Annotated in this window: 6 protein-coding genes; all 6 read left to right on the plus strand. The window is 36.1% G+C overall.

Annotated elements, in window-relative coordinates:
• Positions 1–31: 31 nt before the first annotated feature.
• Complete coding sequence (locus BUR19_RS16195) at positions 32–892, plus strand: BadF/BadG/BcrA/BcrD ATPase family protein (RefSeq protein WP_074236459.1); 861 nt, start codon at positions 32–34, stop codon at positions 890–892.
• 196 nt (positions 893–1,088) lie between these two features.
• Positions 1,089–3,371 (plus strand): NADP-dependent malic enzyme, encoded by a 2,283-nt coding sequence (locus BUR19_RS16200; protein WP_074236460.1) that lies wholly within the window; start codon positions 1,089–1,091, stop codon positions 3,369–3,371.
• 106 nt (positions 3,372–3,477) lie between these two features.
• Positions 3,478–4,062, plus strand: coding sequence for a Holliday junction branch migration protein RuvA (gene ruvA, locus BUR19_RS16205; RefSeq protein WP_074236461.1), 585 nt, complete (start codon positions 3,478–3,480; stop codon positions 4,060–4,062).
• A gap of 43 nt (positions 4,063–4,105) precedes the next feature.
• Positions 4,106–11,272, plus strand: a complete 7,167-nt coding sequence (sov, locus tag BUR19_RS16210) for a T9SS outer membrane translocon Sov/SprA (RefSeq protein WP_074236462.1) — start codon at positions 4,106–4,108, stop codon at positions 11,270–11,272.
• A 108-nt stretch (positions 11,273–11,380) separates the two neighbouring features.
• Entirely contained in the window at positions 11,381–11,758 is a 378-nt protein-coding gene (gcvH, locus tag BUR19_RS16215; protein WP_074236463.1) for a glycine cleavage system protein GcvH, read from the plus strand.
• A gap of 58 nt (positions 11,759–11,816) precedes the next feature.
• A complete protein-coding gene (locus tag BUR19_RS16220; RefSeq protein ID WP_317041456.1) occupies positions 11,817–12,119 on the plus strand; it encodes a VanZ family protein in 303 nt (100 codons plus the stop codon).
• Positions 12,120–12,773: the final 654 nt, after the last annotated feature.

A 12,773-nucleotide genomic window follows, 5' to 3' on the forward strand; every position in this document is an offset into this window, starting at 1 on the left:
TATTATTTTAGCATTCTAAATAATATATTATATGATTGCCATTGTTGACGGCGGTTCTACCAAATGCGATTGGGTTATTCTGGAAAACGACGGTACAGAAGTTCTGAAGACGGAAACCGTTGGATTCAATCCGAATATCATAAAACCAGAACTGATTACAATTGAAATAGAAAAAAATCAGGCACTTACCAAATTCAAAGACTATCTGGAAAACATCTTTTTCTACGGTTCTGGCTGCGGAACTCCCGAAAATAAACTGATTGTAGAAAGAGAAATTCAGAAAGTTTTCAACACAGCACAGATTCGAGTAAAAGAAGACCTTTTGGCTGCGGCGTATGCTGCATACAGAGGTGTTCCGGCTATTGTCTGTATTCTCGGGACAGGTTCCAATGCCTGCTATTTCGATGGCGAAAATGTCAAAACAGAGTTACCTTCTTTAGGATTTCTGATTGGCGATGAAGGAAGTGGAAGTGCACTAGGAAAACAGTTGGTTCGTCATTATTTTATGAAGAAATTACCGCCCGATTTGCATCAGCAATTTACTGAGATTTATCAGTTGAACATAGACGATTTGCTCAAAAATATGTATCACAATCCACGGGCGAATGCTTATATGGCAGATTTCACAAGGTTCATTGTGGACAGAAAAACACATCCATATTTTCAGAATTTTATTTACAAAGAACTCAAGAACTTCCTTGAGTTTCAGGTAATGCCGTACGAAGAATGCCGTGAAAGCGAAATCAATTTTATTGGTTCAATTGCCTATTTTTTTGAGGATTCTTTAAGAGCTGCGGCATCGGATTTTCACTTCAAAATCGGAACCGTTGTTCAGCGTCCGATAGAAAGTCTGGTAAATTATCATCGTGACTATATCATTCCAAAGCTTTAACTTTGCAATAATAATTGGGGCGTATCCCTTTGTTTTTCCGAGCTGAACCAGCCACAAAAACAAGCGGGTCGGTCTGCGGGCAGTCGCTCTCGCCTCTGGCGAGGAGCTCCAACAATGCCCTCCGCCCTTACGCAGAGAAAAATAAAAACCCGTGACTCTATATAATATTAGAAGCACAACAAAAGTAAATTCAACAATGTCAAAAAATTCAAGAGACCAAAATGCTTTTGATAAAGCCGCTTTAGATTACCACCGTCAAGAACCGAAAGGTAAGATCGAAGTTATACCTTCCAAACCGCATTCATCACAGAGAGATTTGTCTTTGGCCTATTCTCCGGGTGTGGCTGTGCCTTGTATGGCCATCCACGATGACCCACAAAGCGTTTACGAATATACTTCAAAAGGAAATTTGGTTGCTGTAATCTCTAACGGAACAGCGGTTTTAGGTTTAGGCGACATCGGTCCCGAAGCTTCAAAGCCAGTGATGGAAGGGAAAGGTTTGCTTTTCAAGATTTTCGCAGGAATCAATGTTTTTGATATTGAAATCAACGAAAAAGATCCGGACAAATTCATCGAAACTGTAAAAGCCATTGCGCCAACTTTCGGAGGAATCAATCTGGAAGATATCAAAGCACCGGAAGCTTTCTATATTGAACAAAGACTTAAAGAGGAATTGGATATTCCATTGATGCACGATGACCAGCATGGAACTGCAATCATTTCTGCCGCAGCATTAATCAACGCTTTGGAAATTGCAGGAAAGAAAATTGGGGAAGTGAAAATGGTGATCAATGGCGCTGGAGCGGCGGCGGTTGCTTGTGCTAAATTGTACATTTCTCTAGGCCTTAATCCAAAAAATATATTGATGTGTGACAGCAAAGGGGTCATCAATCAAAGAAGAGAAAACCTGACGCCAGAGAAATTAGATTTCATCGCTCAAACCGATATCGATACATTGGAAGATGCTATCAAAGGTTCTGATATTTTCATCGGTTTGTCAAAGGGAAATGTGATGTCTGCAGAGATGTTGCTTTCTATGAAAGAAAATCCAATTGTTTTTGCTTTGGCAAATCCAGACCCGGAAATCAGTTATGACCTTGCATTAGCAACAAGAGATGATGTGATGATGGCTACTGGAAGAAGTGATTATCCTAACCAAGTGAATAACGTTCTTGGTTTCCCTTATATTTTTAGAGGCGCTTTGGATGTTCAGGCAAGAGGAATCAATGAGGCTATGAAACTGGCTGCGGTTCACGCTTTGGCAGAAATAGCAAAAGAGCCGGTTCCGGAAATGGTAAAACTGGCCTATAATGTGACTAATATGAGTTTTGGAAAGGAATATTTTATCCCAAAACCATTCGATAACAGATTGATTACAAAGGTTTCTATCGCTGTTGCAAAAGCAGCTATGGAAAGCGGAATTGCCGGAAAACCAATTGAGGATTTTGAAGCTTACGAAAATCAACTTCTTGATAGAATGGGAAGGGATGAAAAACTCGTAAGAATGATGCAAAACCGCGCAAAAGCAAACCCAAAAAGAGTCACGCTTGGAAACGGAGAAGAGTACAATATTCTGAAAGCTGCTCAGATTCTTCAGGAAGAAGGAATTGCTTATCCTAGTTTGTTGGGAAGCAAAAGACTCATCAAAGAAAAAATGGAAGAATACGGAATCACATTAGACATTCCGATCATCGACCCGAATGATGATGAGCAAAAAGAAACCCGAAAAAAATACCGTAAAACCCTTTGGGAAAAACGAAACAGAAAAGGAATCAATGAGTACAAAGCAAAACGCTATGTAAGACAACGTGATTATTTTGGACCATTGATGTTGAAACACGGTGATACCGATGCTTTGATTGTTGGATTCTCAAAAAGTTATGCTTCTATTCTAAAGCCAGTTTTAGAAATTATTGACAGAAAACCAGGCGTAAACAAAGTAGCGGCAATGATGATGATTTTGACAGAAAAGAAACCATTGTTCTTTGCGGATACTTCTATCAACAAGAATCCAACTGCGGAAGATTTGGTAGAAATCGCAAGAATGGCAGAATATACAGTGAAGTCTTTTGCTATAGAACCAAGAGTGGCAATGTTAGGATTTGAGAATTTCTCGGCAAAGGCTGATACTTCTAAAAAAGTGGCTGCTGCAGTGAAAATTCTTCACGAGAAGTATCCAAAAATGGTTGTTGACGGAGAAATTCAGCCAGATTTTGCTTTGAATGCCGACCATTTGGCAGATTATCCGTTCTCAAAATTAGGAACTAACCCAGCAAACGTTTTGGTTTTCCCAAATCTTGAAAGTGCCAACTTATCTTATAAAATCATCAGAGGAATGAAAGCGGCTCAAACAATCGGCCCAATCCTAATGGGACTAGACCAGCCGGTTCACGTTCTGCAGATGAGATCTAGTGTTGATGAAATTGTAAATCTTGCAACAATTGCAGTTCTTGACGCACAAACGAAAGACAAAAAGTAAACATTTATTTAAAAATATTCATTTAAAGCCATTTTAAGAAATTAAAATGGCTTTTGTTTTTAAGTTAATTTATATCTTCGCAAAACCCTAATTTTTTATTAATTCAATGATATATTCGCTAAAAGGAGTTGTTCAGGAGTTAACGCCCACATTTGCTGTGATTGATGTTAACGGAATTGGATATTATGTAGGCATTAGTCTGCAGACATCCCAAAATCTGAAATTAGAATCTCCGGTTTTATTATACATTCAACAGATTATCCGTGAAGATGCTCATTTGCTTTTTGGTTTCTTTACCAAACAGGAAAAAGAGATGTTCAACCTGTTAATAAGTGTTAATGGTGTAGGACCTGTTTCTGCATTAATATTGTTATCTTCGCTCAGTTTATCAGAGGCTGCTAATGCTATACTTTCCGGTAATAGTGGACTTATCCAAAAGGTGAAAGGAATAGGTGTGAAAACTGCGGAAAGAATCATTATAGATTTGCGGGATAAAGTCGGTAACTTCGGGAATTCTGAAGAAAAACTTTCTGTTTCTGCAAACAATAAAAACAAAAATGAAGCGTTATCTGCTTTAGAAGTTTTAGGGATTTCCAAGAAAGTAAGCGAGAAGATTGCTGATAGAATTTTGAAGCAAAACCCCGATGCTTCTGTAGAAGAATTAGTGAAAGAGATTTTAAAAAATATTTAACAAATGAGGACAATTTTGTCATCAGTTTCTTAAAAGAATATAAGTGAAGAAAAATATTTACCTTTATAAATTAACCCTCCTTTTTTTATTTTTTGTAGGCTTTACCAACATTGCTGCGCAAGAAAAACCTGCCGACACTTTGGTGACGGGTAGAAAAGAATTTAGCCTTGGTGATCCCATTCGTTATGATGCCTTTTATGACATCAAAACGGGAATGTATTATCTGTATCCGAAAATCGGAAATTCGGTTGTAGGCTCTCCGATTGCCATGACTTTTGAGGAATACAAGAATTATGTAATGGAAAGCAATCTTCGTACCTATTACGAAGAAAAGTCATTATTAAATGATCTTGGAAGGAGAAAAGATCAGACAGATGCCAAGAAAAAAGGCTTGATTCCGGCTATTACCATCAAAAATAAAATGTTCGAAAATATTTTTGGAAGTAATAAAATTGAATTGATTCCTCAAGGTTTTGCATCATTTGATCTGGGTGGACTTTATCAGAAAATTGATAATCCATTGATTCTTCCTCAGAACAGAACTAGTTTTGCAATTAATATTCAGCAAAGAATTCAATTAGGAATTACCGGTAAAGTTGGAGAAAATCTTCAGTTAAAAGCCAATTACGATACACAAAGTGGATTTGCTTTCGAAAACCGGATGAATATGGTTTGGCAGGCAAAAGGCTCATGGAAAGATCTACAGTCCAAAGGTCTAAATGAAAAAGGACAAGATCCAGAAGATAAAATCATCAAAAGAGTAGAAGTAGGTAATATCAGTATGCCACTTTCTACAAGTTTAATCAGAGGTTCTCAATCTTTATTTGGTCTTAAAACAGAATTCCAGTTGGGTAAAACAACCGGAACTTTGGTGTTTTCACAACAACAAGGTGAAGCTAAAACCATTGTTGCCCAAGGTGGTGGGACGATGAGTACTTTCAAAGTTAATGCTTATGATTACGAAGATAATCAGCACTACTTTTTAGGACATTATTTCAAAGATAATTACGATACATCATTAGAAAATTATCCATTAATCAATTCCAGAATCAATATTACAAGACTTGAAGTTTGGGTTTTGGATCAAGGTGGCGCTAATATCGAATCTCAGAAACCAATTGTCGGAATTAGAGATTTGGGTGATGGACAAGGAGTAACACCAAATAACGCAAATAACAATTTATATCAACAGATCTCTTCTGCATTAGGAACTACAAGAGATGTTGTTGCAGCTTACAGTACTTTGAATGGTAGATCTTTCCCAAATGCTCAAGGAACACCTGAGCCATTTGTTTCGGGAGAACATTTCATGAACAATGTAAAGGCAAGAAAACTGACTTCTTCAGAGTATAAATACAATACACAATTGGGTTATATTTCCCTAAATCAAAGGCTGAATGACAATCAATTTGTTGCGGCTTCATTCTCATATACAGTCAATGGGTCTAGTCAGGTTTATAAAGTCGGAGAGTTTTCTGAAGAAAATGCAGTCTTGATTACAAAACTTTTGAAATCCAATGTTACTGTAAAACCTACATCTCCAATGTGGGATTTGATGATGAAGAATATTTATTCTCTTAATTCAAGTCAACTTCAGGCACAGGATTTCTTATTAAATGTCTACTTCAAAGATCCGTCTTCTGGAGGTAAGGTTAATTACTTGGCTGGTGCTACTTATAATAATAATGCTGATGGTAATTTTACCAAATTTGAGCAAGAGAATCTACTAAGAGTTTTCAACTGGGATAGGTTAAATGCAAATAATGACTTGCAAACCAATGCTAACGGAACAACTGGTGATGGGATATTTGACTTTGTAAGCGGAACAACTGTAGATGCGGAAAATGGAAAAGTAATCTTTACTAAAGTTCAACCGTTTGGTAGCTACCTAACCAAAATCTTACAAAGTAATAATACAAAAGATTATGTCTACAGTGACTTATATACTAAATTAAAAGAAACTGCAAAACAAAGCAACTTAGCGCAACGATACACGATTGAAGGTCGTTATAAAGGTGCTCAAGGACAAGGGATTTCTCTTGGTGCAATCAATGTTCCGCAAGGTTCTGTAAAAGTTACGGCTAATGGCGCTCAGCTTGTAGAAGGTGTAGACTATACTGTAGATTATATGTCTGGAACAGTTAACATCATTAATGAAACAGTAAAACAATCTGGACAGGCAATTAATATTTCACTGGAAAATCAATTAACTTTTAATACTCAGAGAAAAAGTTTCTGGGGATTGAATTTGGAAAGAAAATTCAATGAACATTTGACAGTTGGTGCAACTGCAGTTAATTATACAGAAAGACCATTAACCCAAAAAGTAAATTATGGTCAGGAAGCGGTAAGTAATACAATGGTAGGCTTCAATATGATGTATAACAATGAGCTGCCATTCTTGACGAGATTAACAGATAAAATTCCGTTCATCAATACAGAAGCGCCGTCTAATCTAAACTTTAAAGCTGAAGGAGCTTACTTGATTCCTGGTCAAAGTAAAGGAATCAATGATCAATCTTATATTGATGATTTTGAACAAACCACTTCAAAGATTTCTTTGAAAGAACCTGCAATGTGGAGTTTGGCATCTCGTCCGGAAAAGAATAAGGATTATCCTGCGCTTTTCCCAATGAATGTCAATAATGATGACACAACGACTGGAAACGGAAGAGGGTTGTTATCATGGTACACCATCGATCCCAGATTCTATGGAGTTGGCGGTGCGGCACCAAACGGAATTAATGCCCAAAGACTTTCCAACCATGCATCCAGAAGAGTTCAGATGCAGGAGATCTACAGCAACAGAGATTATGTTGCGGGAGAACAAACGCTTCTTAATACTTTCGATATTACGTATTATCCGCAAGAGAGAGGGCCTTATAATGTCAACCCAGGTACAGAGACAACTTCGCAAAGATGGGCTGGTTTGATGAGACCAATTTCGGTTACCAACTTTGTAACTTCTAATATAGATTATGTAGAATTCTGGATGATGGATCCTCGTGCAGATGGCAATAACTTAGGAAGTGATCCAAAATTATTACTACAATTAGGAAACGTTTCTGAGGATGTTTTGAAAGATGGCAGATTGCAATACGAAAACGGAATGCCAACAGGAAGTGTGCCTTCCAATACAACGACATCCAAATGGGGAACACAGCCAAAACAGGTTCCAATTCTTTATGCTTTCTCATCAGAAGGTGATGAAAGAGCGCAGCAGGATTTAGGTTATGATGGATTAAGTGGGACACAAGAGCAAGAAAAATTTGGTGTTAATTTTGTGAACCCAGTTACGAATGAACTAGATCCGGCTTCAGATAACTTTGTTTTCTATTTGTCAGATCAATTTCAGGGTGATTTAGCTTCTTCATTGACAGAGCGTTATAAATATTTCCGTGGACCTGAAGGTAACTCTGCAGCCAACACATTGGAAGTGGCAACACAAACTCCCGATGCAGAAGATATCAATAGAGATTATAACCTTGATCAGACAGAAAATTATAATCAATATACAATCGACCTTAATCCAACAAGTATGGTGGTGGGGCAGAATAAAATTGTTGATGTAAAAGAAGTTGATGTTAAGTTTGAAAACGGACAGGCTGGGAAAGTAAAATGGTATTTATTTAGAATTCCAGTTGCAGAGTATGATGGAGTAGGTACTTCAGGTAATACTAATCCATATGTTCAGGATTCCGAAGCATCTGTTCTAAATAACGTAAGATTTGCCAGATTATTGATGAAAGGTTTTGACCAGACATCAACATTGAGATTTGGTTCTTTTGATTTAGTACGATCTGATTGGAGAAAATACACAAATAAAATCTTTAGTGAAACTGTTACAGCTGCTGACGAAGGAAATAGCGCAGACGCCAATATTAATTCTAACTTTAATGTAGGAAGTGTCAACTTAGAAGAAAATGCGCAAGGAACGCCTCCTTATGTTTTGCCTCCAGGAATCGACAGACAAGTGTTGAGTGGTAATGCTGGAGCACAAAGACAGAATGAATCTTCTTTGTATATGAAAGTAGATAATCTAAAAGGAGAGTCAAGAGGGGTTTTCAAAAATACAAGTCTGGATATGCGTCGCTACAAAAAATTAGCTTTGTTTGTACATGCGGAAAACCAAACTAACCAAACAACTTCTAATACAAGTACATTAGATCCAAATGCAAAATTCTTTATTCGTTTTGGTAGTGATAATACAGATAACTATTACGAGTATGAGTCTTCTTTAACTTATACGGCAAGTAATGCAACATCACCTTTAGACATTTGGCCAGATGCAAACAATGTAGATTTAGAAATTGAGAATTTTGTCAATGCTAAATTAAAAAGAGATGAGTTTATTAGAAACAACCCTAATTCTCAAATTAAAATAGACTCAAGATATCCTTATGCTGATTATGGAGATAACGACAAAAAGATCTATGTCAAAGGTCGTCCAAGTATTGGTAATGTCACCACTATCATGATTGGTGTTAGGAATAATGATGTAAGTTCTGCAACTGGAAAAACTCTTGTGCTTTGGGTTAACGAAATTCGTTTGTCGGAAATCGAGAACAAAGGTGGTTATGCAGGTAATGCGAGTTTGAACTTCAATCTTGGAGATTTTGCAATGGTGAATGCTAATGCTTCTTATGCATCAATCGGATTTGGAGCAATTGATCAAAAACCATCAGAAAGATCTCAGGATGAGAATTCTGCTTTCAGTATTAATACGACTGTTAACGTAGATAAGTTCTTGCCGGAAAAATCTGGGATGAAGATTCCTTTGAACTACTCTTATACTCAGACAATGACCAATCCAAAATATAATCCTTTGGATAATGATGTTGAATTGTCTAAAGCTCCGAATCAAGAAGAACTTAAAAAAGTAGTCAGCACCTACACACAACAAAGAAGCATCGGAGTTGTGAATATGAGAAAAGAAAGAATGAATCCGGATAAAAAGCCAAAATTCTATGATGTAGAAAACTTAAATGTTACGGCTATTTATAATGATGATTTCTATCGTGATGTTTATACGAAACGTAATTACAAACAATATTTGAATGGTTATTTGGAGTACAACTATACTTTCAAACCGTATGTTCTGAAGCCATTCAACAAAATGGTTAGCGATACAGCGAAATCATACAAATATTTGAGATGGGTTAAAGAATTTAACTTCAATCCGGTTCCTACAAGATTATCTTTCAGAACTATTTTGGATAGAAATTACAATGAGCTAGAATATAGAAATGTTGATGCTTTACTTTCCGGAAGTGGAGGTCAGGATTTTGAAACTATCAGAAACCGAAACTTCTTCTTTGGATGGCAATATAGTTTAGGATTTAATTTTACTAAGTCTTTAAAATTAGAAATCAATTCTGAAACTAAAACATTGAATGACCAGATGGATGTTAATTCTATGAACAACAAATCTATCTTCAGCAATCCATTCAGAGCGGGTCGTCCTGTTTTGTATAACCACAGAGCACAGTTGAATTACAGATTGCCGTTTGAGTATTTGCCATATTTGGATTTCATCAATGCAGAATTGAGTTATCAGTTCCAATATAACTGGAATGCTAGATCAACTGCTGTTAGAAATTTCTATAATGAGGACACTAAGGAGTATGATAATTTGGGTAACATTTCTCAAAATACCAACGCCATTGTAGCGACTTCAACTGTAGATGTTCCGAAGTTTTTAGGTAAGTTCAGCTATTTCAGAAAAATAAATGAAACGATGCAAAAACGTCGTCAAGAGATAGATTCTCTTGGTAATGTTTATAATACAGCATTTACTAAAAAGAATAGCAGATTCAAATTCAAGAATTATAAATTCAAGAATAAGTTGAAACCGCTTCAGGCTGTAGCTTATGCATTAACTTCATTGAAGCAATTGAATGTTAATTACAATGAAAATAATGGAATTGTTTTGCCAGGATTATTATCCGCACCTAACTTCTATGGTTACGGACAAACACTTGGTGGTCCAACTATTGGATTCTTATTAGGATCGCAAGCTGATATCAGAAGAACTGTAATAGAAAATGGATGGGTTTCTAATTCAACATTGATGAATGATGCTTACTCTGAATTGAACAACAGAACCTTTACAGCAGACTTACAAGTTATGCCGGCAAACGATCTTAGAATAGATTTCAATGTGTTGCAGAATTACAGTAGAAATTATGTTCAAGGTGGCTATAATGTGGTTAACGATTTAGAAAACTATCGAGGTTACAGAGATGCTTTCGGAACAGAATTGATTACTTACTCCAATACATCTTGGTCGTTCAATACAGCATTCAAAGATGGTGCTGCACTTTATCAATCTATAAAAGATAATGCATTAGCCATCTCTCAACAGTACGAAGGAATTAAAGATGCGGAAGGTTACACGGCTGGTTACTCCAGAAGTAATTCTTACGTTTTGATTCCGGCTTTCAAAGCTGCTATAGAAGGTAAATCTCCTAAGAAAATGGGCAATCCTACTAAAGCTGGAGTTCCATTACCAAACTGGAAATTAGTTTACTCAGGACTCAGAAACTTACCGATTGTTAACAGTCAATTCTCTAAGTTTGATGTTTTACATTCTTATGTTTCAACATTTACGATGTCTGGTGTTCAGGCGAGTGTAGATTATTTTGACAGAGACCTTAGAGATCCAAGCACAGCTTATGACTCCAATGGTAACCGATATAATCCTTATACATTTACACAAGTTGGATATGTAGAATCGTTCTCTCCGTTGATTGGTTTTGATGTAACGATGAGAAACAATATGCAGTTCCGTTTCAACTACAATAGAGATAGAACTTACTTGTTAGGGTTAGTTAATACAACATTGACGGAGGAGTTAGGAAACGAGTTCGTCGTAGGTTACGGATACATTTTGAAAGACCTTAAGATTAGAATTAATTATAAAGGAAAAGGTAGAGACATCAAGAGTGATCTTAATATGAGAGCAGACTTATCAATGAGAGATAGTAAAACAACCATTACCAATATCTTGATAGACGACTCTCAGGTAACAGGAGGACAAAAGATTTTCAGCCTCAAGTTATCCGCAGATTATAATATGTCACAAAATCTGAACCTGAAATTCTTCTACGATCAGATGATGACCAAGTATAAGATTTCAACAGCCTTCCCGCTGTCAACCATCAGAGCTGGTATTACAGCAACGATGACATTCGGAGGAGCTAGTAATTAATAAAAAAAAGAGTAAGCAAATTTGTTTACTCTTTTTTTGTAATTTATTTTTATTCTATTGTTATATCCTAATTATATAATTAAATTTGCCAAAACCTAATCTAAGAAAATGAACACACCATCAGAACTAAAGTACACCAAAGACCACGAGTGGATTAAAGTAGAAGGCGATACAGCAACTATCGGAATTACAGATTATGCCCAAGGAGAATTGGGAGATATCGTTTTCGTAGATGTTGATACCGTTGACGAAGATCTGAACGAGGGCGATGTATTCGGAAGTGTAGAAGCAGTTAAAACTGTTTCCGACCTTTATCTTCCGGTAGCAGGTACAGTTTTAGAAATTAATGCAGATTTAGAAGATCAACCAGAATTGTTGAATACTGACCCGTATGGAAAAGGTTGGATCATCAAACTGAAGATTTCTGACTCAGCAGATTTATCAACGCTATTATCTGCAGAAGAATACCAAGAAGTTGTTGGATAATATCATAACAAAATACAGTAAGATTATATTGCCCATTTATTGGGCATTTCTTACTTATATGCTTTTGCGTCCCGGGTTGGAAAATCAGGAATACTCCTTTATGTTCCCCCATTTGGACAAGCTTATTCATTTTACCATTTTCTTTCTTTTGGGATTTTTCTTCAGGCTCCGTTTTCCCAAAACGTCTTTACTTTATTTTTTTCTGATTCTAGTTTCTTACGCATTATTAACAGAAATTTTACAAGACATCATGAAACTCGGTCGTTCGCTCGAGGTTTTAGATGCAGTTGCAGACACATTAGGATTATCCTTTTCATACTATATATATAATAAGTATGAAAAATTCCAAAACCGAATCTAAGATTATTTTGAATCATATTAAATCTGCTCAATTTGCGAGAAATTGCACTAGGTTTTAAATATTTGATTAACCAATTCCTGTACTTTGGGCGACTGCCAAAAAGCCCAAACTTTACCAAGCTATTTTTGTCACCGAGCTATCCGCTCATATCTTTTGCTTTTTTTGTTATTATTTCACCTTTTATATATATAAAGAATATACAACCCAAGTTGAACTTTAGTCTCACAATCGGAGAAAAAAGCAAAAGGATAACCGCTACTATCCCTGCCGCAATTTCCACAAAACTTACATAGTTTAACAGTTTTTATCTATTTAACATAATGTGGATAACTTTAAATGATTTTATAGTAGTCTGTTTTACAGTTATTTAATTAAGCTAGTTTTACACAATTGTAAACGTATTGTTAATTCCATTTGCAAATACAGATTATTCCACCCTATATTTGCAGAACCAAAACGAGAGAATTGGTAGCGCAGGAGAGGAGTGAAAAACATATTAAAAACGGATTTGTGGTTAATTAAAAAAAACTTCAAAAAAGTTTTGGTAGTTTAGGAAAAGCTTTTTACTTTTGCACTCGCAAATCAGGGACAAGATGACAGATTAAGATTCCTGATGAAGCGAAAAGAACAAAGTTCATTGACATAACATATAAC

Source organism: Epilithonimonas zeae (assembly GCF_900141765.1).
Taxonomy (GTDB): Bacteria; Bacteroidota; Bacteroidia; order Flavobacteriales; family Weeksellaceae; genus Epilithonimonas; species Epilithonimonas zeae.

Coding starts and splice junctions, on each gene's coding strand:
- BUR19_RS16220 (WP_317041456.1), top strand. CDS start 11,817: ATGCTTTTGCGTCCCGGGTTGGAAAATCAGGAATACTCCTTTATGTTC.
- gcvH (WP_074236463.1), top strand. CDS start 11,381: ATGAACACACCATCAGAACTAAAGTACACCAAAGACCACGAGTGGATT.
- BUR19_RS16195 (WP_074236459.1), top strand. CDS start 32: ATGATTGCCATTGTTGACGGCGGTTCTACCAAATGCGATTGGGTTATT.
- BUR19_RS16200 (WP_074236460.1), top strand. CDS start 1,089: ATGTCAAAAAATTCAAGAGACCAAAATGCTTTTGATAAAGCCGCTTTA.
- ruvA (WP_074236461.1), top strand. CDS start 3,478: ATGATATATTCGCTAAAAGGAGTTGTTCAGGAGTTAACGCCCACATTT.